Genomic DNA, 22,590 nt, shown 5'->3' with positions numbered 1-22,590 from the left:
AAAATGAATAAAACGACATTCAAAACAGTCAGTAAAAAACGAATTGCAGACACCGTTACACCGGTAGGTTTGTATTTGCGTTTTAGAGATAAATATGCCAATACTTTATTGCTAGAAAGTTCTGATTATCATAGTAAAGAAGAAAGTTTTTCTTTTATTGCTATTGATCCGCTGCTAACAATGAAGGTAGAAAATCATGATTTTATTGTTTCAAAACAAGGAAGTGTTATTGAAAAAAATAAGATAGATAAAAAGGATACTAATTTTTACAGCCTGTTTAATGATTTCTCAAAATCAATCAATTTAGACTGTGATCCCGCCTTAAAATCATTCAACGGATTATACGGATATTCAACGTATGACAGCGTTCAATATTTTGAAAATATCGCATTAAATGTACAAGATGCGCCGTCAAAAATTCCTTTAATGCAGTATAGTTTTTATCGATTTATTATCGCAATTAATCATTTTAATGATGAAATGACGATACTTGAAAACGTAGAAGCAGGAGGCGAGTCAAGAATTTCAGAAATAGAAACTATTATTGAAGCCCAAACTTTCAATACTCAAAAATTTGAAATAACAGGCGAAGAAACTTCCAATTGTACCAATGACGATTTTAAGCAATATGTAGCAAAAGCAAAAGCCCACTGTAAACGAGGCGATGTTTTTCAATTGGTTTTATCACGTCAATTTCAGCAAAAATTTAAAGGAGATGAATTTAATGTATATCGAGCATTGCGTTCTATAAACCCGTCGCCATATTTATTTTATTTCGACTACGGTTCGTTTAAATTAATGGGATCATCGCCTGAAGCACAAATTAAAATTAGCGAAGGAAAAGCCATTATCAATCCAATTGCAGGAACTTTCCGAAGAACTGGCGATATGGCGCAAGATATTAAGCTTGGAAAAAAATTATCCGAAGATAAAAAAGAAACTGCCGAACACGTAATGCTAGTTGATTTAGCAAGAAACGATTTAAGTAAACACGCCGATAATGTAAAAGTTGAGGTATTTAAAGAAGTGCAATATTTCAGCCATGTAATTCACTTGGTTTCTACTGTAAAAGGTGAAATTAAAGGCGATCCGATTGAAATAGTTGGCGACACTTTCCCTGCAGGAACTTTAAGTGGTGCTCCAAAATACAAGGCGATGCAATTAATCGATACCTATGAAAATCAATCTCGTGGTTTTTATGGAGGCGCAGTCGGGATTATCGGTTTAGATGGCTCGGTAAATTTAGCCATTGCGATTCGCTCATTTGTTAGTAAAAACAATGTGTTGTATTATCAGGCGGGCGCGGGAATTGTAATTCATTCTGATGAAGAAAAAGAATTGCAAGAGGTAAACAATAAATTGGCAGCATTGAAAAAAGCCTTGATTTTAGCAGAGAATATTTAGGGCGTTCGAGCGGGCTTTCCACTATATCTTTTTATTTTAAAAAAAAAATAAAAAGGATGCCGTTGCAATCCCTAACGCAAAAAAAAATCAGCCAGAAATCAAGAAAATAAATATTTAAAAAGATTAAAAATTATTTAATCATTCAATTTTTAAAAGAAATGAACATATTAATACTAGATAACTACGATTCGTTTACCTATAATTTGGTACACATGGTAGAAGATATTACAGGTAATTTGCCAGACGTATATAGAAACGATCAAATTTCAATAGCCCAAATTGACCGTTATGATGTTATTTTTTTATCCCCAGGACCAGGAATTCCTGATGAAGCAGGGATTTTAAAAGAGGTTATAAAGCAATACGCGGGTAAAAAACCAATTTTTGGTGTTTGTTTAGGATTACAAGCAATTACCGAAGTTTTTGGTGGAGCAATAGAAAACATGGGAGAAGTATTTCACGGTGTTGCTACGGAAATGGAAATTATCAAAAAAGATGCGGTAATATTTAAAGATGTTTCAACTAAATTTAAAGCCGCTAGATACCATTCTTGGACAGCCTCTCACGATAATTTTCCATCAGAATTAATGATTACTGCAAAAGATGAGCAAGGAGGAATTCAAGCAATTGAGCATAAAGAATTTAATATATCGGCAGTGCAATTTCACCCAGAATCAATATTAACTGATGTTGGGGAGCAACTTGTTAGAAATTTTTTAAACAACGCTAAAAAATAACAATCTTTTAAGCTATGAAACAATTATTAAACGATTTATATCAGCATAAAAAATTAACCAAACAACAAGCAAAACAGGTTTTAATCGATATTGCTTCAGGGAAATTTAATGAAGCACATTTAGCATCATTTATGACTGTTTTTATGATGCGTCCAATTACAGTGGATGAGCTTGCGGGTTTCAGAAATGCCTTAATAGAATTGGCAATAAAAGTAGATTTTTCAGACTATAATACCATTGATATTGTAGGAACTGGAGGCGATGGAAAAGATACGTTCAATATATCAACCATGACTTCTTTTGTAGTTGCAGGAACAGGGCAAAAAGTCGCAAAACACGGTAATTATTCGGTGTCGTCAAAATCGGGTTCTTCGGATATGCTAGAGAGTTTTGGCTATAAATTTACCAATGATGAAGCTACTTTAAAATCGCATTTAGAAAAAGCAAATATCTGTTTTTTACACGCACCGAAATTTCATCCAGCAATGAAAGCGGTGAGTGCAACAAGAAAAGAATTAGCGTTAAAAACGTTTTTCAATATTTTAGGTCCTTTGGTAAACCCGAGTTCGCCAAAAAACCAATTATTAGGAACGTTTAATTTAGAAGTTGCTCGTTTGTATAATTATATTTTGCAAGAAGAAAATACAAATTATGGAATTGTACATGCACTTGATGGTTATGATGAAATTTCATTAACAAGCGGTTTTAAATTGTTTACTAAAAATGGAGAACAATTAATAAACCCTGAAGATTTAGGACAAAAAAGATTACAACAATCTGATGTTTTTGGAGGACAATCGGTTGCCGATGCCGCTAAAATATTCAAAAATATTATTGAAGGAAATGGTACGGAAGCACAAAACAGTGTTGTGTTAACAAATGCTGCATTTGCTTTAAAAATTGTTGATGAAAATAAGAGTTTTGAAGAAGCTTACAGCCAAGCAAAAGATTCTTTATTAGGATTGAAAGCAAAAGCGTGTTTAAAAAAGATAATTACGAACTAGCAATAAATAATCAGCATCATTATTAAAGGATATTGAAGAAATAGTAAAGATTATCGGAAGTATTCAAAAAAACATTAGAAACACTAAATCGTAATTCATAATTTTGAATTCATAATTAATTATATGACAATTTTAGATAACATAATAGCCTTTAAGAAAACAGAAATCGCCAAAATAAAAGCGGAAGTACCTGTAAGTAAATTGGTGAAAAGTCCCAATTTTAAAAACGACCCATTTTCATTAAAAAAGTCCTTATTAAAAGTTGGTTCAACAGGAATTATTGCCGAATTTAAACGCAAATCACCATCCAAAGGAATTATTAACGACAAAGCAACAATTATTGAGGTAACAAATGGTTATTTAGATGCCAATGTTGCCGCACAATCTATTTTAACCGATACGAATTTTTTCGGCGGAACCATGGCGGATTTACTACAGGCAAGAACCGTAAATCAGCAAGTTCCAATTTTAAGAAAAGATTTTATTGTTGATGGTTTTCAAATTGTAGAAGCCAAAGCAATTGGGGCAGATGTTGTATTGTTAATAGCAGCTTGTTTAACAAAACAAGAACTTAAAAATTACGGACAATTAGCCAACGATTTAGGTTTGGAGGTTTTATACGAAGTGCACACCAAAGAAGATTTAGATAAAATTAATGATTTAGACAATAAAATTATTGGTATTAATAACCGTAATTTGAAAACTTTTGAAGTTGATTTAGAACATTCTATTAACTTGGCAGGGCAAATTCCTGATACCGCAATTAAGGTTTCAGAAAGCGGAATTTCAGACCCAAGAGTTATTACGGGCTTAAAAGAACATGGTTTTCAAGGGTTTTTAATTGGTGAAAACTTTATGAAAACAGCCAATCCTGGCGAATCTTGTAAAGAATTTATAGCACAAATACGATAAGTATGAAATTGAAAGTTTGTGGAATGAAATACGTACAAAATATCCAAGAAGTTGCCGCATTGCAGCCTGATTATTTAGGATTTATTTTTTACGAAAAATCAACAAGAAATTTTGAGGGAATTATTCCCGATTTACCTAAGGAGATAAAAAAAGCAGGTGTTTTTGTGAATGAAATCCCTGAAATTGTAGTTTCATTAACCGAAGAATATGGTTTAAATATGCTGCAATTACATGGCGATGAATCTCCAGAATATATTACAAAATTAAAAACGATATTTACCGAAAGTATTGCTGATAAAAAGCCGCATTTAAAATATAAAACACCCGAAATTGTAAAAGTTTTTGGCATTAAAAGTAGTAAAAATAGTGAAAACACCTTCGATTTTGAAGTTTTAAAACCCTACGAATCATTAGTTGATTTCTTTTTGTTCGATACTAAAGGAAAAGAGCGAGGAGGAAACGGAATTACTTTTGATTGGGCTGTTCTTCAAAAATATAATTTAACGAAACCATTTTTTTTAAGTGGAGGAATTGGGTTAGAAGAAGTATCAGAAATCAATAAATTAAAAGCATTGAATTTACCTATTTATGCGGTAGATGTAAATAGTAAATTTGAAGCATCAGCAGGTTTAAAATCAGTAAAAAAATTAGAAAAGTTTAAAAAAGAGCTTCATGTTTTTTAAAGTTCGTGAAGAAAACTAAAAATTAAATTATGAAATTTCAACCAACTAAAGAAGGATATTACGGGCAATTCGGAGGTGCATTTATTCCTGAATTATTACATCCAAACGTACAAGAGTTAGAAGATAATTATATTAAAATTATCGAATCTAAAGAGTTTAAAGAAGAGTATAAGTCATTGTTGAAAGATTATGTTGGTCGTCCTACTCCGTTGTATTTGGCAGAAAGATTATCAGAAAAATATGGCGCTACTATTTATTTAAAACGGGAAGATTTAAATCATACAGGAGCGCATAAAGTAAACAATACTGTTGGACAGATTTTAATCGCTAAAAAGCTAGGGAAAACAAAAATTATAGCCGAAACAGGTGCAGGACAACACGGTGTTGCAACTGCTACAGTTTGTGCTTTAATGGGCTTGGAATGTATTGTTTTTATGGGAGAAAAAGACATTGCAAGGCAAGCGCCTAATGTTGCTCGAATGAAAATGTTAGGAGCTAAAGTTGTGCCTGCATTAAGCGGAAGTAAAACCTTAAAAGATGCTACAAACGAAGCAATTCGTTATTGGATTCAGCATCCTGATAGTTATTATTTAATTGGTTCTGTGGTTGGTCCTGCTCCGTATCCTGATATGGTAGCACGTTTACAAGCTATTATTTCAGAAGAAATGAAATGGCAACTAAAAGAAAAAACAGGAAAAGAAAACCCTGATACAATTATTGCCTGTGTTGGAGGTGGTTCTAATGCGGCTGGTGCTTTTTATCATTATTTAGAAGATGAAGAAGTCGGTTTAATAGCTGTTGAAGCTGGTGGTTTAGGAGTTGATTCTGGCGAAAGTGCAGCAACATCTCAATTAGGGCAGGTTGGTGTAATTCACGGAAGTAAAACTATTTTAATGCAAGATCAATACGGGCAGATTACAGAGCCATATTCTATTTCTGCAGGATTAGATTATCCAGGAGTTGGTCCTTTACATGCTTTTTTACATGAAACTAAGCGTGCCGAATTTTTGAACGCAACCGATGATGAAGCTTTAGCAGCTGCTTTTGAATTAACTAAATTAGAAGGAATTATTCCTGCTTTAGAAAGTGCACACGCTTTGGCTGTTTTATCTAAAATAAAATTTAAAAAAGACCAAGTAGTTGTGGTGAATTTATCAGGAAGAGGCGATAAAGATTTAGAAACGTATATGAAGCATTTAAAAGCGTAAGGACATGAAATTATTAAAAGAAATATTTCAAGAAAAGAAGAATTTACTTTCTATATTTTTTACAGCAGGTTTTCCAAAGTTAGATGATACCACCAAAATTATACACGATTTAAGTGAAAATGGTGTTGATTTTATAGAAGTTGGTTTACCGTATTCAGATCCTTTAGCCGATGGTACTACCATACAAGACAGTAGCCATAGAGCTTTGCAAAATGGAATGAATTTAGATGTTGTTTTTGAGCAACTAAAATCAGTTAAAGACACCAATAAAACGCCATTAGTTTTAATGGGGTATTTGAATCAGCTTATTAAATATGGTGAGGATAAATTTTGTCAAGCAGTACAAGATTGCGGTATGAAAACTGTTATTTTTCCTGATTTACCAATGATTGAATATGAAAATCATTATAAAGCGTTATTCGAAAAATACGGAATTACTAATGTGTTTTTAATAACGCCACATACTTCTGAAGAACGTATTCGAAAAATTGATGCACTAACGGATGCTTTTATTTATGTAGTTGCTTCGGCATCTATTACAGGAGCAAAAGGAGAAATATCAACAGAACAAATTGATTACTTTAAGCGAATTGAAGCAATGAATTTAAAAAGTAAATTAGTGGTTGGTTTTGGTATTTCTGACAACAAAACATTTACAACTGCTTGTAGTTATGCCGATGGAGCAATAATTGGTTCTGCTTTTATAAAAGATTTAGATAAAAATGGTGTTGCAGGTATTTCTAATTTTGTTAGTACTGTTATTAATGCTTAATTTTTATAAAGATGCAATCTGTTTTAATACTTTGCAAATACTATTGTAAAAATGTTTAGCCCCGATTGAAGCAATTGTTTGAGGGCTGTTTTATTTTTCTTTTAAAAAAATAAAAAAAGCGAGTGCGGAAAGCGGGAAATAGCTTCAAAATATTTTAAATAACCAGTTAAAAGAAACGTAGAATTTAATTTTTACGTTTTTTTTTATGATTATTTTTGTAAAATGATACAGCTAACAGAACAAGACTTACTCGTAAAATTAAAAGAAAATTTTGGATATGACAGTTTTCGATTAGAGCAAAAAACAATTATTGAAAATGTTTTAGCTAAAAAAGATACGCTGGTAATTATGCCAACAGGAGGTGGGAAATCTATTTGTTTTCAATTACCGTCCTTATTTTTTGATGGAATTACCTTGGTTATTTCGCCCTTAATTGCGTTAATGAAAGACCAGGTTGATAGCCTAAAAGCTAATGGAATTACGGCAACTTATTATAATAGTAGTCAATCATCGGAAGAACAAGAGGCGGTTTTTGATGCTATTATTAACAAAAAAGTAAAGCTTATTTATGTAGCTCCAGAGAGTTTGTCATTGCTTCAAAATGTATTAAATGAAAAATATATAAGTTGCATTGCTATTGATGAAGCGCATTGTATTTCTTCTTGGGGACATGATTTTAGACCATCTTATAAGCAGTTGTCTTTCTTGAAAAAAACCTTGCCAAATACACCAATTATCGCCCTAACGGCAACTGCTGATAAAGCGACTCAGGAAGATATTTTAACGCAATTATCAGTGCCAAATGCGACTAAATATGTGAGCTCTTTTAATCGAGAAAATATCAGTTTAGAGGTGCGCCCGGCAAATGATAGGGTGCAGAAAATACTTAAATTTATCAAGCAAAAACCCAACGATTCGGGGATTATTTATTGTTTAAGTAGAAAAGCGACCGAACAATTAGCAAGTAAATTAAAGCAACAAAATATTAATGCAAAAGCATATCATGCAGGTTTAGCTTTTGAAGAACGTGCTAAAACTCAAGAAGATTTTATAAAAGATGATGTGCAAATTATTTGTGCAACGGTTGCTTTTGGAATGGGAATCGATAAATCGAATGTGCGTTGGGTAATTCATTATAATATGCCCAAAAATATTGAAGGATATTATCAAGAAATAGGACGTGCAGGAAGAGATGGTTTGCCAGCTCAAGCCTTGCTTTTTCATAGTTATGCCGATGTAATTCAGCTGCGTCAATTTATTGCAAATAGTAGCAATCAGGAAGTGGAAACTGCAAAGTTAGACCGCATGAAGCAGTTTTCGGAAGCAACGGTTTGCCGACGAAAAATTTTACTGAGTTATTTTGGCGAATTGATTGAAAAAAATTGTGGAAATTGTGATGTTTGTAAAAATCCAGTACAGTTTTTTGACGGAACTATTATTGCTCAAAAAGCGCTTTCGGCAATTTACAGATTGCGAGAAAAAGAAGGAATGGGAACTGTAATTGACGTGCTTCGAGGGGCAAAAAATGCCAATGTTTTTGATAAAAATTATCAAACTTTAAAAACCTATGGCATCGGAAATGATATTTCATGGCAGCATTGGCAACATTATATTGTTCAGTTGATAAATCAAGGATATTGCCGAATTGCTTTTCACTTAAAGAATAGCTTACAGTTAACAGAATTTTCAAAAAAAGTACTTTTTGATGGTCAAAAAGTGCAATTAACAACGCCTGTTGAATTTAAGAAAGAGGAAAAAATACCAGGAGTAAAAGGTAAAAAATCAACTACAAAAACAGCTACAGGAAGCTTGTTTGAAGCGTTAAAAAAATTGCGTTATCGCATTTCAAAAGAAGAAGATATTCCTGCATACTTAGTTTTTAGTGATGCTACATTACGAGCCTTAGAAAACGAACGTCCGCAAACAGATTCGGCATTTTTAGCCATTAGTGGTGTTGGAAACAGAAAATTAGAAGTGTACGGTGGCGAATTTATGGACGAAATTAAAAAATTTATAAAAGATAAAAAACAAGGTAAAAAAGATACGACTTTAGAAACCTATAAATTATACAAAGAAGGTTTTACAATTGATGAAATAGCCGAAAAAAGAAGCTTAAAAGCCCAAACAATATTTTCTCATTTATCAAAATTATATTTAGAAGGAAAAGAGATTGATTTGCAAAAATTTATAACTGCCGATACTGTAAAGTTAATAGCAAATGCCAAAAAAGTTTTAAAAAATGAATCAACTTTAAAACCTTATTTTGAATTTTTAGGCGAAAAAGTTCCGTATGAACAAATACGAATTGGGCTTAGTATTTTGCAAAAAAATAGTTGATAAAATAAGAAATAAGAGCCTGTTTAAATTTCATCTGAAAAAAAATATGACAAAAAAAGGAATCGCATCGGTCAACCTGAATTTATTTCAGGTTCGCATCCTGATTTGCTGTAGTTTTCCTGTTGATGCGATGCTGAAATAAATTCAGCATGACGTTTATCTGTTTTGAAAAAGACTTTCTTTAAAACTTAAACAGGCTCTAAAAATAAAAAAGAAATTCAGACATAAAATTATATGTGAATTTTTCAATGAAAAGGATTAATGGAGAACTAAATATTATAATTTTTCATTAATTCTTTCACTTCATTGGCAATTTCTTCACGCAAGCTAAGTGGTTCTAAAACTTCAATTCTATGCCCGTATTTTAATATTTTTTGATGAAGCTCTATCGAATTTCCTACAAATAAACTCAAGATAAAAAAATCAGCATGTTCTTCGGTTATTTTTTGATATTTAAAAATAGGCGTTGTCTTTATATATTCTTTCTGGCTATTATTAATTTTCAATTTAATTTGTATCGGTTTGATGGTTTCTTCATTAAAACTCACGCCAACGGTATAGCGTAATTTTTCTTCAATACGTTCTAAATTAATAGCGATTTTATTTTTGGTAAGCTGTAAATCTGAAATTCTATCCAAAGAAAAAGTTCGGTAGCCTTTTTCGGTTTTGCCAATAACATACCATCTATTTTGAAATTCTTTTAACACATAGGGTTCAAAAATATATTTTTTTACAGCGTTATTTCGTTTATAATTTACGTGCTTAAAAATTACCGCTACTTTTGTAATAATGGCATCAAAAATAGTACTGAAAATTTCTAAATTAAATTCTAAAGCATTGGGTTCAAATAAAATATATTGCAAATTTTTTTCGGGTATTTGCAAGGCTTTTTCATAGGCAATAGCCATCGATTGATATTTCACAAAATGCGAAAAAAGCTCGTTACATTCGTCTAAAAACAAGGTGTAATATCCTTTGGTATTATCGTCAATTTTGAAACCACTTTCTTTTAAACTTTTAATATCATTACTCAAAGTACTCGTGCTTTTACTATGCCCTTTAAAGGCGAGATGATTTAAAATATCGCTACTAGATTTTGTTTCGATTTTTAAAAAGTTGATGATTGCAATTTGTCGTTGGATTTTTTTACTGATGTTATTTTTCATAGATTTTTTTAAATTTTCACTTCTTTTTCATTTCAAATATACGCCTTGATTTTCCATCAAAATGGGAAATCTTTTTGTTTTCCTGTTTTCGTGGAAAACGAAGCTGTTACTTTGTAGTATAAATTAAAAACAAAATTATTATGAAAGAACTCGAAGAGGTAAGTGAGGTAGAAAATACTTCTCAAGAAAAAAACAAACAAGAGCAACGACTTATAATGATGCTAAATTATACATCGCTGATGATTGGAATTTAAAAGAGGAAATTACTTATTTATCATTTAGCTAAAATGAAAAGAAATAGAATTATTAAAAATAGAGAATATGAAAATTATAGAAAAATTACAGTTTTGGAGTGTTTTATTTTAAGTGGGGAAATTTAGAAAAAGAAAGAAGAGAATATAATTTGTTAATACGTTATCAAAACACCGCTATGATGAGATAACGTAATTGCGAATAAAAGTGCAATCGGATGCTTTTGCTATGAAGTTTTCGATTGTATTTAGTGAATAGAAAAAATCCTCAAGTAATTTACTTGAGGATTTTGGTATATGAAAAAAAAATACTAAAAATATTAATGACTTGGCGCTTCTAATAAGTTAAGCGTACTGGTGTTTTTAATTTTTACTGCTTCAGAAAAATCACCATGAATAATTAAGGTATTTTCATGACGATGTACTAATTTACTCATTTTATTACGGTTTAATAATAAAACAGTTTTAGAACCAGAATGATCTTTTGCTTCTAAAATGTTTTCACCATTAAATTCAACAATCCATCCACTTTCTTTGATGTTGTTTTCGTATTCTAATTCGATAACAGGCATTTTAAAAAAACGGTAATCTTGAATATATCCTAATGCTATTTTTAAACGTAAGTTACCACCTTCAACAGTGTATGAATCTTCTTTTAAGCCAGCATCTTTAAAGGAAAACTTGTTAAAAGCTGGTTTGTCCATTGTAATTTCTAACTGTCCTTCTGTTGCGTTTAATATCATAAGTAGTTTTTTAATTGGTTGGTCTAAATTAATTTAATACTGTAAATTTACGCTTACTATTTATGTCATTTAATGACTTTTATCATTGTTTATTATGTATTAAATACACCTGTTTTTTTATATAATAAGAAAATACGATTAGACTAGCTCATCATTTTTTAAATCCTGTAGCGTGTAATCTGTTAATTTTAGGAATATTTATTACATATTCCTTCTATACTGACCACCAACTTTAAATAAAGCTTCGGTAATCTGCCCTAACGAACAGAATTTTGTTGCTTCCATTAATTTATCGAATAAATTATCATTTTGAACCGCTGCTTTTTGTAAAATAACTAGCTGTTCTTGCGCTTTTATCTCATTGGCTTTGTTCACTAATTCTTTGGTTTGAATCTGAAATTGTTTTTCTTGCTCGGTTGCACGAATAACTTCCGCAGGTTGTACCGTTGGCGAACCTTTCGAACTTAAAAAAGTATTTACACCGATAATTGGAAATTCTCCATTATGCTTTAAAGTTTCGTAATACAAGCTTTCTTCTTGTATTTTAGAACGCTGATACATGGTTTCCATTGCACCTAAAACACCGCCACGTTCTGTAATTCTATCAAATTCAGTTAATACCGCATCTTCCACTAAATCGGTTAATTCTTCAATAATAAAAGCACCTTGAATCGGGTTTTCATTTTTAGTTAATCCTAATTCTTTATTGATGATTAATTGAATTGCCATCGCTCTACGTACAGATTCTTCGGTAGGCGTTGTTATTGCTTCGTCGTAAGCATTTGTGTGTAGCGAATTACAATTATCGTTAATCGCATATAAAGCTTGTAAGGTTGTACGAATATCATTAAAATCAATTTCCTGAGCATGTAAAGACCGCCCAGAGGTTTGAATATGATATTTTAACATTTGCGCTCTTGAGTTTGCTCCGTATTTATGTTTCATGGCTTTTGCCCAAATTTTACGAGCAACACGACCAATTACTGAATATTCAGGGTCAATTCCGTTAGAGAAAAAGAACGATAAATTAGGTCCAAATTTATTAATATCCATTCCACGAGATAAATAATATTCAACATAAGTAAATCCGTTGGATAGTGTTAATGCAAGCTGCGTAATCGGATTTGCACCAGCTTCGGCAATATGATATCCAGAAATTGAAACCGAATAAAAATTACGAACCTGTTCTTTTATAAAATATTCTTGCACATCACCCATTAAACGCAAGGCAAATTCTGTTGAAAAGATACAGGTATTTTGAGCTTGATCTTCTTTTAAAATATCCGCTTGAACCGTACCACGAACCTGTGCTAAGGTAGTTTTTTTGATTTCAGCATATACATCCGCAGGTAAAATCATATCGCCAGTTAATCCTAAAAGCATCAATCCTAAACCATCATTTCCTTGAGGTAAATCTCCTTGATATGTCGGTCTTTCTAAACCTTTTGAATCATAAATTTCATTGAATTTAGACTCAACTAAATCCTCTAAATTATTTTCTTTGATGTGTTTTTCACAATTCTGATCGATTGCCGCATTCATAAAAAAACCTAACAACATCGGCGCAGGACCATTAATTGTTAAACTTACAGAAGTTAAAGCATGTGTTAATTCGAAACCAGAAAACAATTTTTTAGCATCATCTAAACAACAAATAGAAACTCCTGCATTTCCTATTTTTCCGTAAATATCGGGTCTTCTACCAGGATCATTTCCGTATAAAGTAACCGAATCAAAAGCAGTTGATAAACGCTTTGCAGGCATTCCTAAACTTACATAATGAAAACGTCTGTTGGTACGTTCTGGTCCTCCTTCACCAGCAAACATTCGTGTTGGGTCTTCACCAGTTCTTTTAAATGGATATAATCCTGCGGTATATGGAAACTCACCAGGAACATTTTCTTGTAAATTCCAACGTAATAAATCGCCCCAAGCTTGGTATTTTGGTAAAGCTACTTTCGGAATTTGTGTATGCGATAAAGATTCACTGTGCGTATCAATATTAATTACTTTATCTCTTACTTTAAAGCTATAAACAGGGTCTTTATATTTTTGAACTTTGGTTTTCCAATTTAAAATTACTTCCCAATTATGAGGATCAAGATTTAGTTTTACTTTATCGAATTGTGCTATTAATAATTTAGCAAAATCAATTTCATCTTTTGGAGTTTCTTTTAAAATATCATCTTGTTCTAATCCATTTTTAGATAAAAAATCTTCTTTTATTTCCTTGGGAAGAATAGATAAAATGGTTTGAACAATACCATATAATTTTTGAGCAACAATAACTTGGCTATCTACTTTTTGATCATAAGCTCTATTACTTTCTGATATTTCAGATAAATAACGAACTCTTCGTGGTGGAATTACAAAGATTTTTTCAGACATTTCTTTGGTGATTTCCATTTCTGATTTTAAATCAACGCCTGTTTTTTCAACGATTTTATCCATAATACGCTTGTACAAGGTATTCATTCCAGGATCATTAAATTGAGAAGCAATTGTTCCAAAAACAGGCATATCATCCATATGAATATCCCACAAATTATTGTTGCGCATATATTGCTTTTTCACATCTCGAATAGCATCTAAAGCGCCACGTTTGTCAAATTTATTAATCGCTACTAAATCAGCAAAATCAAGCATATCGATTTTTTCTAATTGTGTTGCAGCCCCAAATTCTGGCGTCATTACATATAATGAGGTATCAGAATGTTCTATAATTTCGGTATCAGATTGCCCAATTCCAGAGGTTTCTAAAATGATTAAATCAAATTCTGCGGCTTTTAAAACCTCAATAGCTTCATTTACATATTTTGATAACGCTAAATTCGATTGACGAGTTGCTAACGAACGCATATAAACACGGTCGTTATTAATGGCATTCATACGAATACGGTCGCCTAATAAAGCACCTCCAGTTTTTCTTTTTGAAGGATCAACAGAAATAATTCCGATAGTTTTTTTAGGGAAATCTATTAAAAACCTGCGTACTAATTCATCAACTAAAGATGATTTTCCAGCACCACCAGTTCCTGTAATCCCTAAAACAGGTGTTTTCGAATTTTTATTTTTTTCGTGAATTGTACGTAACGTTTCTTTTGCTACTTCAGGAAAATTTTCTGCGGAAGAAATAATACGGGCAATACTTCCAATATCTTTTTTTGATAAATGATTTATTTCATCATTTAAAACATCGCCAATGGCAAAATCAGAAGTTTTAACCACATCGTTAATCATTCCTTGCAATCCTAGTGCGCGTCCATCATCAGGAGAATAAATACGTGTAATTCCATAATCCATCAATTCTTTAATTTCTTCAGGAAGAATTACACCGCCACCGCCACCAAAAATTTTGATATGACTAGCAGCTTTTTCTTTTAATAAATCGAACATATATTTAAAATACTCGATATGTCCGCCTTGATAAGAGGTCATGGCAATAGCATTGGCATCTTCTTGAATAGCACAATTAACAACCTCTTCAACGCTTCTGTCGTGCCCTAAATGAATTACTTCAACACCTGTGGATTGAATAATTCGACGCATAATATTTATGGCAGCATCGTGCCCGTCAAATAATGAAGCAGCCGTTACAATTCGTATTTTGTTTGTTGGTTTATAGGGTGTTATTTTTCTCATCCGTAGTGCTTTAAATCAAATTAATGAAGCAATTTACGAATTTATTAAAAAAGACAGCAATTCTTTACGACTTATAAATAATGAATAAAAGCCCATTTTTTACGCGATTCAAGGTAGTATAAATTGTCTTCATTTTGGTAAGATTCTCTTTCAAAACTGATGTTTTTATACGCTAAATATCCGTTTTTATATTTAAAACATTTTACAAGCCACTCGATGCCATAAAAAAGATAAAAGAAAATAACGAGTAATTCTAGCTGTTGTTTTAGGTGAATTTTTTCGTGATTTATTAAAATATAATTGTCTTTTAATTCTTTTCTTTTTAGAAAGATAAAGGGAAACAAAGTGAGCCCAACAAATCCTTTAGGAATAAGAAATTTTGAAATAAAAATCATAGAATTATAAGGGGTGGTTTGTGTGTAAAAATAAGCATTTATATTTTGGAAAGTATATTGTTTTAGTAAGCTATTGGTTAAGGTATTGTTTTTTCTAGTAGTGATTTTAAAATAGGATTGCTATTATTTTTATGCCAAACAACCGACAAGGTAGTGCGTTGTTTTATAGTGGTAAGGTCAATAAATTTTACGCCCATATCATAGCCATATTGTAGCGATTTGGGAACAATTGATAAACCAAAATTATTTTCCACTAATTTATAAATTGAAGCTGCATGAATGGTATTATGCGATATTATAGGAGCGAATTTAGCATCATCAAAAATTTGCATTACTTTTTCATGATAAGAAGGACTATAAGACGGATCAAAAAGAATAAATGATTCGTTTTTTAATGCCGATAACCCTTTAAAAGTATCATTATTTACAGGGTGATTTTTCGGTAAAACCAAGCAAAACGGCTCTTTTAAAATCGGCTGAATGGCAAGTCCTCTAGGGACTCTATCTAGCCTTACAAAACCAATATCAATATCTTTAGAAAGCAGGCTGTCAATTTGTTTTTGATTGTCCATTTCTTGCAATCCGAATTGCACATTTGGGTGGTCTTTTTTAAATTCAATCAATAAATTAGGGATGATTTCTTGCATTGCAGAACCTACATAACCAAAATTCAAATGCCCATTTTTACCTTCCTGTAGCAATTTGGCATGTTCAAAAATATGATTTAGGTTTTTTAAATTTTGAGTAAGTGCTACCTTTAAATAGCTTCCCGCTTCGGTTAATGCTACTTTTCTGTTATGACGCACAAATAATTGCACTTCTAAATCGGCTTCCATTTGTTTAATTTGTCGGCTTAATCCTGGTTGCGAAATAAACAAGCGTTCTGCTGCTTTTCTGAAATGTAAACATTCGGCAACCGCTAAAAAATAACGAAGATGGCGTAGTTCTGTTTGATTACTTCTTTGATTACTCATGGGTATCAATTGATAACTTTTTAAGTCTTATTAGGTATCAAAAATATAAATAACTTTGTGTAAAATAAAATAGAAGCCAATGTTTAAGTACGGAATAGATGCCTTAACGGTAAATAAAGTTATTGAAATATCAAAAGGAACTTTAAAAGCGGTGGTTACAAGCGATGCCGCAATTAAAATAAAGGAATGTAGAACAAAGGTGGAGGTAATGGCAAATTCAACCGCTGCTGTTTACGGAATTAACACCGGTTTTGGTCCTTTGTGCGACGTGCAAATATCGCCTGAAGAAACCAGTAAATTACAAGAAAATTTATTGATAACCCATGCTGTTGGTGTTGGTAATCCTATTGATAAAGAATTGTCAAAAATGATGATGATTTGTAAGGTTCATGCACTTTGTCAAGGTTTTTCAGGGGTTCGTTTAGAGCTAATTGAACGTATTATCTATTTTATTGAAAACGATTTATTACCTGTTGTTCCTGAGCAAGGTTCGGTAGGCGCTTCTGGTGATTTAGCGCCGTTGTCACACTTGTTTTTACCGTTGTTAGGAGAAGGAGAGTTCTGGCAATCCGAAGAAATTATTTCAGCAAAAGAAGTGTTAAAAAAGCATAATTTACAGCCTTTAACATTAATGGCAAAAGAAGGATTAGGTTTAATTAATGGTACGCAATTTATATTATCGCACGCTATTTTAGGCTTGAAAAAAATGGAATATGTGTTAGATTTAGCCGATGTTACTGGGGCAATGACCTTAGAAGGATATTCAGGAAATGTATCGCCGTTTAAAGAAGAATTGCATTTAATTCGCCCGTTTAAAGGGAATTTAAAAGTAGCTGAACGCATGAGAATGCTTTTAAAAGATTCTGAAAATGTTGCTGATACGACATTCGAAAGAGTGCAAGACCCGTATTCGATTCGTTGTATGCCACAGGTTCATGGAGCGTCAAGAAATGCCTATGCACATTTAAAAGAATTGGCAGAAATAGAAATGAATTCTGTAACCGATAACCCAATTGTACTGAGTGAAACCGAAGCAATTTCGGGAGGTAATTTTCACGGACAGCCTTTAGCAATGGCGTTAGATTATACATCAATTGCAGTTTCTGAATTAGGAAATATAGCCGACAGACGTTGTTATTTATTGCTAGAAGGAAAGCACGGTTTGCCAAGGTTATTAACATCGGCAGGTGGTTTAAATTCTGGTTTTATGATTCCTCAATATACCACGGCAGCTTTGGTTACCGAAAATAAATCCTTATGTTTTCCGCCTTCGGCAGATAGTGTGCCAACCTCATTAGGGCAGGAAGATCATGTATCTATGGGAAGTATTTCAGGAAGAAAATTCAATCAAATATTAGGAAATTTAGATAAAATATTAGCCATCGAATTAATGTACGCAGCACAGGCAATGGATTTTAGAAGACCAAATACTTTTTCGCCAATTTTAGAAGAAAATTTTAAAATTATCAGAAATAAAGTAGCTAAATTAGAGGAAGATCGTATTTTGAAAGATGATATTAATGCGTTAATTAAGATGGTTAAAAATCAAGAGTTTAAAGTTTGTTAAAAAAAGAAATTATGATGTCATTTAAAAAACAAATTAAGCAAGGTATTCCTAATGAATTACCTGAAATGCCCGTGTACGAATCGTCAATAAATAGGGCTCCGAAACGTAAAGATATTTTAACATCCGAAGAAAAAAAATTAGCGCTAAAAAATGCTTTGCGTTATTTTGATGCAAAACATCATGCTGTTTTATTGCCTGAATTTGCTAAAGAATTAGAAGATTACGGACGAATATATATGTACCGTTTTCGTCCTACTTATAAAATGAAGGCAAGAGATATTAACGAATATCCAGGGAAATGTAGCCAGGCAAAAGCAATCATGTTAATGATTCAGAATAATTTAGATTATGCGGTAGCCCAACATCCGCATGAATTAATTACCTACGGCGGAAATGGTGGCGTTTTTTCTAACTGGGCGCAATATTTATTAACTATGAAATATTTGTCTGAAATGACAGATACTCAAACTTTAACCATGTATTCTGGGCATCCGATGGGTTTATTTCCTTCGCATAAAGACGCTCCAAGAGTGGTGGTTACTAACGGAATGATGATTCCAAATTATTCAAAACCTGATGATTTAGAGAAATTCAACGCCTTAGGAGTTACCCAATATGGGCAAATGACCGCAGGTAGTTATATGTATATTGGTCCGCAAGGAATTGTGCATGGAACTACAATTACGGTATTAAATGCGTTTCGAAAAATTAAAAAATCACCTAAAGGAAATGTCTTTTTAACCGCAGGTTTAGGCGGAATGAGTGGCGCACAACCAAAAGCAGGAAGCATTGCAGGTTGTATTACGGTTTGTGCTGAGGTAAACCCAAAGATTACAGAAATACGTTTATCGCAAGGTTGGATTGATGAAAAAATCACCGATTTAGATGTTTTAGTGGCGCGTGTTCGCATTGCAAAAGAAAATCAAGAAACAGTTTCAATTGCTTATTTAGGAAATATCGTAGATGTTTGGGAGAAATTTGACAAAGAAAATGTACCTGTCGATTTAGGTTCGGATCAAACATCGTTACATAATCCTTGGGCGGGTGGTTATTATCCTGCCGATATTTCTTTTGATGATGCCAATGAAATGATGGCAAATGAGCCTGAATTATTCAAAGAAAAAGTACAGGAAACCTTGCGTCGTCATGCAAAAGCGATTAATAAACATACTGAAAAAGGAACATATTTCTTTGATTACGGAAATGCCTTTTTATTAGAAGCAAGTAGAGCAGGAGCAACGGTTCATAAAGATGAAAATGATGCTTTTTGTACGGTGGATAATTCAAAATTAGGAAGCGAAGTTTTTGCCTACTCTAGTTATGTGCAAGATATTATGGGACCGATGTGTTTTGATTATGGTTTTGGTCCTTTTCGTTGGGTTTGTGCTTCGGGAAATCCTGAAGATTTAGCCAAAACAGATGCGATCGCTTGTAAAGTTTTAGAGAAAATCAGAAAGAATTCTCCTGTTGAAATTCAACAGCAAATGGCGGATAATATTCAATGGATTAAAGGCGCACAAGAAAATAAATTAGTCGTCGGTTCGCAGGCACGTATTTTATATGCCGATGCAGAAGGACGTGCAAAAATTGCCGAAGCTTTTAATAAAGCGATTAAAAAAGGGAAGATAGGAAAGGTTGTTTTAGGGCGTGATCATCATGATGTTTCGGGTACCGATTCGCCATATCGAGAAACTTCAAATATTTACGATGGTTCTCGTTACACCGCTGATATGGCAATTCAAAATGTAATTGGCGATAGTTTTAGAGGTGCTACTTGGGTGTCTATCCATAATGGTGGTGGCGTTGGCTGGGGTGAAGTTATCAACGGTGGTTTTGGCATGCTTCTTGATGGTTCTAAGGCAGCATCAAAACGCTTAAAATCAATGCTTTTTTGGGATGTAAATAACGGAATTGCACGAAGAAGTTGGGCGAGAAATAAAGGCGCTGTTTTTGCAATTAAACGTGCTATGAAGTCTGAAAAGGAATTGCAAGTTACCGTTCCTAATTTTGTAGATGATGCCTTATTTAATACTGATTTTAAACAAGAATAAATCCTACTAAAATGAAATTATCTAGCCTATTTTTTTTGCCAATTATCGCTTTAATGATAACCTCGTGCAGTTCGGTAAGAGTAACAACCGATTACGATACAGAAGCTGATTTTAATAGTTATAAAACATTTGCTTTTTATAAAAAAGGAATTGACAAAGCGGCTATTTCTGATTTAGATAAAAAACGTATTATGCGTGCTATTGAACAAGAATTAATAGCAAAAGGTATGACAAAATCAACTTCACCAGATGTTTTAGTGAGTTTGTTTACAAAATCAAGAGAACGAATTAATGTTAATGATAGGATGTATGGCGGGTTTTATTATCCAAATTATTATGGCATGATTGGCTTGAATAACATGAATCGAATAAATGTATCTCAATATACAGAAGGAACTTTATTTATTGATGTTTTAGATGCTCAAAATAAAGCTTTGGTTTGGCAGGGTATTGGTACTGGTGCATTAAGTAGTCGTAGTGCTGAAAGAAAGCAAGCTAGAATTAAAGAATTTGTAAAAGAGATATTGGCTGAATATCCGCTAGAAAATAGTAAAAAGTAGAAAGTTAAGACCTTTATAATATTTATAAAAAGATGCGTTAATTAAAGAAACTAAAACATTCTTATTAACGTATCTTTTTTTGATATTTGCAGTACGATAAATTATGATAAACGAAATTTTAAAAGCAACTCCCGATGAGTATTATGTAAACGAGCAAGGGTATCGGGTTTTTAAAGAAGCCTATCATTTAAGGCGTGGATACTGCTGTAAAAGTGGTTGTAAACATTGTCCTTTTGGATATGATAAAAAAACAGATAGCTTCAAGTAGAATAGAAAAGAGTGTGACGATTACTAATAAAATGTATCTTAAAAGATAGAAACCAAACAAAATAAAGATTAAAAATGAAAAAAATTATAGCAGTAGCAGTACTAGCACTTTCTTTAACAGGCTGTGCCGAATTACAAAAAGTTGTAAGCCAATTGCCACAAGGAACTCTTGGTGGTGGTTTGTCGCAACAACAAATAGGAAATGGTTTGCGTCAGGCTTTAGACAACGGAATTAAAAATCAAGTAAAAAAATTAACTGCTAAAGATGGTTTTTACAACAATCAATTGGTAAGAATTGCTTTGCCAGAAGAGTTGAAAAAAGTAGATAAAGGCTTGCGTAAAATTGGTTTAAGTAAATTAGCCGACCAAGGATTAAGAGCAATTAATAACACCGCCGAAGATGCTGTTAAAACGGCAACGCCAATTTTTGTAAATGCTGTAAAACAGATGTCTTTTAACGATGCAAAAACTATTTTATTAGGAGATAAAAACGCGGCAACTTCTTATTTGAAAGGAAAAACAACTACTGCTTTATACAGTAAATTTAACCCGGTGATTAAAAAATCATTTTCAAAAGTAGGGGCTGATAAAATTTGGACGAATTTAATCAATAGATATAATAGTATTCCTTTTGTAAAAAGAGTAAACCCAAACTTAACAGATTATGTTACAACTCAAGCTTTACAAGGTGTTTTTACTATGATTGCTGTAGAAGAAAAAGGAATTCGTGAAAAAGCAGGATTGAGAAATACTGCATTATTGCGTCAGGTATTTGCATTGCAAGACAAGTATTAAAAAATATAAATTAGGCTTAAAATAAAATTATAAACACCTCGTTGATTTTTAAAATTAATGTGGTGTTTTTTTTGTGATTTATTTACCTGTTTTTCAGTTAAAAACAGTAAGATTATAGATGTAGATTATGTATCGTTATGAAAAAACGAACATATTATTTAATTTGGGTAAAAGTGGGGGACTTCTAAATTAATTTGATATCTTGTATTTAAGAGTGTAAAAAAAGGGTATTACTGTAGTAAATTTTTAGCTTTTTAAATAGGTTCTAAAATCCTATAACTTCTTGAAATTCTTTTTTATAACTTTTACTGATACGAAATGTTTTATTGTCATTTATTTTTACATCAGTTTCTCCGTAATTAGAAGCAATAATTTCATCAATAAAATTAGTATTGATAATTGTTGAACGGTGTATTCTTATAAAGTTACTAGCGTTTAATCGTTTTATGATACTCGATAAAGATTCTCGTAGTAAAAATTTACGGTTATCAGTTGTAAAAATTTCAATGTAGTAACCCGAAGCCGATATGTATTTAATCATATTTCTTTCAAGTAAAATTACTTTATTACCTGATTTTATATTGATTTTAGTGCCTTTTACAGTGGTGTTTATTTTAGTTTTTTCTTCAGATTTCTCTTTCATAAAATCTAAAATATCATTTAAGTTACTTTTAAGGCTAAAGCGATTTTCAATTTTTTTACGTGCTATTAATTTATCTATAGAATTAAAAAAACGGGCTTTATTCAAGGGTTTTAATAAATAATCAAAGGCAGCATAATCAAAGGCTTTTAAAGCATCTTTATTTGAGGAAGATGTAAAAATAAAAACAGGTTTTTCAGAAAGTGTTATGTTGTCAATAATATCAAAACCACTGCTGTCATTTAGCTGTGTATCAAGATACACAATATCGGGTTTTAGTGTGTTAATTTTATCAATAGCTTCAATAGCTGTAGCACATTGATCTATTACTTTTAAAAAATCAAATTCAGTTAATAGTTCTTTTAAGTTGTTGATAGCTTGTTGGTCGCTATCGATAATTAGGACAGATTTTTGCATATTTTGAGGAAATATTTTATAAAAATCAGCAGTAAAAGTTATTGAAAAATAGGTCAATAGACTAC

Annotated in this window: 18 protein-coding genes; 13 read left to right on the top strand and 5 right to left on the bottom strand. The window is 32.1% G+C overall.

Annotated features, from left to right (window positions below; translation table 11 throughout):
• Positions 1–3 precede the first annotated feature (3 nt).
• From DPIF8902391_RS05845 to recQ, 8 genes are all read left to right on the top strand, one after another.
• Positions 4–1,404 (top strand): anthranilate synthase component I family protein, encoded by a 1,401-nt coding sequence (locus DPIF8902391_RS05845; RefSeq protein WP_172505290.1) that lies wholly within the window; start codon positions 4–6, stop codon positions 1,402–1,404.
• A gap of 158 nt (positions 1,405–1,562) precedes the next feature.
• Positions 1,563–2,141, top strand: a complete 579-nt coding sequence (locus DPIF8902391_RS05840) for an anthranilate synthase component II (protein WP_172505289.1) — start codon at positions 1,563–1,565, stop codon at positions 2,139–2,141.
• Between the two features lie 14 nt (positions 2,142–2,155).
• A complete protein-coding gene (gene trpD / locus DPIF8902391_RS05835; protein WP_172505288.1) occupies positions 2,156–3,145 on the top strand; it encodes an anthranilate phosphoribosyltransferase in 990 nt (329 codons plus the stop codon).
• A gap of 123 nt (positions 3,146–3,268) precedes the next feature.
• Positions 3,269–4,057: an indole-3-glycerol phosphate synthase TrpC gene (trpC, locus tag DPIF8902391_RS05830; RefSeq protein ID WP_058885675.1), complete on the top strand. Its 789-nt coding sequence runs from the start codon at positions 3,269–3,271 to the stop codon at positions 4,055–4,057.
• A 23-nt stretch (positions 4,058–4,080) separates the two neighbouring features.
• A complete protein-coding gene (locus tag DPIF8902391_RS05825; RefSeq protein WP_242037266.1) occupies positions 4,081–4,740 on the top strand; it encodes a phosphoribosylanthranilate isomerase in 660 nt (219 codons plus the stop codon).
• A gap of 29 nt (positions 4,741–4,769) precedes the next feature.
• A complete protein-coding gene (trpB, locus tag DPIF8902391_RS05820) occupies positions 4,770–5,948 on the top strand; it encodes a tryptophan synthase subunit beta (protein WP_058885673.1) in 1,179 nt (392 codons plus the stop codon).
• A gap of 4 nt (positions 5,949–5,952) precedes the next feature.
• Positions 5,953–6,720, top strand: coding sequence for a tryptophan synthase subunit alpha (gene trpA, locus DPIF8902391_RS05815; protein WP_172505286.1), 768 nt, complete (start codon positions 5,953–5,955; stop codon positions 6,718–6,720).
• A gap of 222 nt (positions 6,721–6,942) precedes the next feature.
• Positions 6,943–9,057 (top strand): DNA helicase RecQ, encoded by a 2,115-nt coding sequence (gene recQ, locus DPIF8902391_RS05810; RefSeq protein WP_172505285.1) that lies wholly within the window; start codon positions 6,943–6,945, stop codon positions 9,055–9,057.
• Between the two features lie 269 nt (positions 9,058–9,326).
• Here recQ and DPIF8902391_RS05805 read toward each other — a convergent pair whose 3' ends face one another.
• From DPIF8902391_RS05805 to DPIF8902391_RS05790, 4 genes are all read right to left on the bottom strand, one after another.
• Positions 9,327–10,223: a WYL domain-containing protein gene (locus DPIF8902391_RS05805; protein ID WP_058885670.1), complete on the bottom strand. Its 897-nt coding sequence runs from the start codon at positions 10,221–10,223 to the stop codon at positions 9,327–9,329.
• A gap of 571 nt (positions 10,224–10,794) precedes the next feature.
• Complete coding sequence (locus tag DPIF8902391_RS05800; RefSeq protein WP_058885669.1) at positions 10,795–11,217, bottom strand: hypothetical protein; 423 nt, start codon at positions 11,215–11,217, stop codon at positions 10,795–10,797.
• Positions 11,218–11,418: 201 nt separating this feature from the next.
• Positions 11,419–14,859, bottom strand: coding sequence for a methylmalonyl-CoA mutase family protein (locus tag DPIF8902391_RS05795; protein WP_172505284.1), 3,441 nt, complete (start codon positions 14,857–14,859; stop codon positions 11,419–11,421).
• Positions 14,860–15,331: 472 nt separating this feature from the next.
• Positions 15,332–16,228: a LysR family transcriptional regulator gene (locus DPIF8902391_RS05790; protein WP_172505283.1), complete on the bottom strand. Its 897-nt coding sequence runs from the start codon at positions 16,226–16,228 to the stop codon at positions 15,332–15,334.
• Positions 16,229–16,307: 79 nt separating this feature from the next.
• On the opposite strand from DPIF8902391_RS05790, the gene hutH reads away from it, so the two are divergent.
• From hutH to DPIF8902391_RS05765, 5 genes are all read left to right on the top strand, one after another.
• The gene (gene hutH, locus DPIF8902391_RS05785; RefSeq protein WP_101955154.1) at positions 16,308–17,795 is read left to right on the top strand and encodes a histidine ammonia-lyase; all 1,488 of its coding nucleotides are present in this window, start codon (positions 16,308–16,310) and stop codon (positions 17,793–17,795) included.
• Positions 17,796–17,809: 14 nt separating this feature from the next.
• The gene (locus DPIF8902391_RS05780) at positions 17,810–19,846 is read left to right on the top strand and encodes a urocanate hydratase (protein ID WP_172505409.1); all 2,037 of its coding nucleotides are present in this window, start codon (positions 17,810–17,812) and stop codon (positions 19,844–19,846) included.
• An 11-nt stretch (positions 19,847–19,857) separates the two neighbouring features.
• Positions 19,858–20,406 (top strand): DUF4136 domain-containing protein, encoded by a 549-nt coding sequence (locus DPIF8902391_RS05775; RefSeq protein WP_172505282.1) that lies wholly within the window; start codon positions 19,858–19,860, stop codon positions 20,404–20,406.
• 103 nt (positions 20,407–20,509) lie between these two features.
• On the top strand, positions 20,510–20,674 hold the full coding sequence (locus DPIF8902391_RS05770; protein ID WP_158508522.1) for a DUF5522 domain-containing protein: 165 nt from the start codon (positions 20,510–20,512) through the stop codon (positions 20,672–20,674).
• Between the two features lie 74 nt (positions 20,675–20,748).
• Positions 20,749–21,468, top strand: coding sequence for a DUF4197 domain-containing protein (locus DPIF8902391_RS05765; protein WP_058885663.1), 720 nt, complete (start codon positions 20,749–20,751; stop codon positions 21,466–21,468).
• 265 nt (positions 21,469–21,733) lie between these two features.
• On the opposite strand, the gene DPIF8902391_RS05760 is transcribed toward DPIF8902391_RS05765, so the two are convergent.
• Positions 21,734–22,525, bottom strand: a complete 792-nt coding sequence (locus tag DPIF8902391_RS05760; protein ID WP_144430063.1) for a LytR/AlgR family response regulator transcription factor — start codon at positions 22,523–22,525, stop codon at positions 21,734–21,736.
• Between the last annotated feature and the right edge of the window lie 65 nt (positions 22,526–22,590).

This window comes from Tenacibaculum finnmarkense genomovar ulcerans (genome assembly GCF_900239495.1).
Lineage (GTDB): Bacteria > Bacteroidota > Bacteroidia > Flavobacteriales > Flavobacteriaceae > Polaribacter > Polaribacter ulcerans.
The sequence above is the reverse complement of the archived record's forward strand: the minus strand, read 5'-3'. Positions and strand labels throughout refer to the sequence as shown.

What these genes read in the sequence shown, in the direction of transcription:
- trpC (WP_058885675.1), top strand. Translation starts at nt 3,269, where the DNA reads ATGACAATTTTAGATAACATAATAGCCTTTAAGAAAACAGAAATCGCC.
- DPIF8902391_RS05840 (WP_172505289.1), top strand. Translation starts at nt 1,563, where the DNA reads ATGAACATATTAATACTAGATAACTACGATTCGTTTACCTATAATTTG.
- trpD (WP_172505288.1), top strand. Translation starts at nt 2,156, where the DNA reads ATGAAACAATTATTAAACGATTTATATCAGCATAAAAAATTAACCAAA.
- DPIF8902391_RS05845 (WP_172505290.1), top strand. Translation starts at nt 4, where the DNA reads ATGAATAAAACGACATTCAAAACAGTCAGTAAAAAACGAATTGCAGAC.
- DPIF8902391_RS05795 (WP_172505284.1), bottom strand. Translation starts at nt 14,859, where the DNA reads ATGAGAAAAATAACACCCTATAAACCAACAAACAAAATACGAATTGTA.
- DPIF8902391_RS05760 (WP_144430063.1), bottom strand. Translation starts at nt 22,525, where the DNA reads ATGCAAAAATCTGTCCTAATTATCGATAGCGACCAACAAGCTATCAAC.
- DPIF8902391_RS05775 (WP_172505282.1), top strand. Translation starts at nt 19,858, where the DNA reads ATGAAATTATCTAGCCTATTTTTTTTGCCAATTATCGCTTTAATGATA.
- hutH (WP_101955154.1), top strand. Translation starts at nt 16,308, where the DNA reads ATGTTTAAGTACGGAATAGATGCCTTAACGGTAAATAAAGTTATTGAA.
- DPIF8902391_RS05770 (WP_158508522.1), top strand. Translation starts at nt 20,510, where the DNA reads ATGATAAACGAAATTTTAAAAGCAACTCCCGATGAGTATTATGTAAAC.
- DPIF8902391_RS05790 (WP_172505283.1), bottom strand. Translation starts at nt 16,228, where the DNA reads ATGAGTAATCAAAGAAGTAATCAAACAGAACTACGCCATCTTCGTTAT.
- DPIF8902391_RS05805 (WP_058885670.1), bottom strand. Translation starts at nt 10,223, where the DNA reads ATGAAAAATAACATCAGTAAAAAAATCCAACGACAAATTGCAATCATC.
- trpB (WP_058885673.1), top strand. Translation starts at nt 4,770, where the DNA reads ATGAAATTTCAACCAACTAAAGAAGGATATTACGGGCAATTCGGAGGT.
- DPIF8902391_RS05765 (WP_058885663.1), top strand. Translation starts at nt 20,749, where the DNA reads ATGAAAAAAATTATAGCAGTAGCAGTACTAGCACTTTCTTTAACAGGC.
- trpA (WP_172505286.1), top strand. Translation starts at nt 5,953, where the DNA reads ATGAAATTATTAAAAGAAATATTTCAAGAAAAGAAGAATTTACTTTCT.
- DPIF8902391_RS05780 (WP_172505409.1), top strand. Translation starts at nt 17,810, where the DNA reads ATGTCATTTAAAAAACAAATTAAGCAAGGTATTCCTAATGAATTACCT.
- DPIF8902391_RS05825 (WP_242037266.1), top strand. Translation starts at nt 4,081, where the DNA reads ATGAAATACGTACAAAATATCCAAGAAGTTGCCGCATTGCAGCCTGAT.
- recQ (WP_172505285.1), top strand. Translation starts at nt 6,943, where the DNA reads ATGATACAGCTAACAGAACAAGACTTACTCGTAAAATTAAAAGAAAAT.
- DPIF8902391_RS05800 (WP_058885669.1), bottom strand. Translation starts at nt 11,217, where the DNA reads ATGATATTAAACGCAACAGAAGGACAGTTAGAAATTACAATGGACAAA.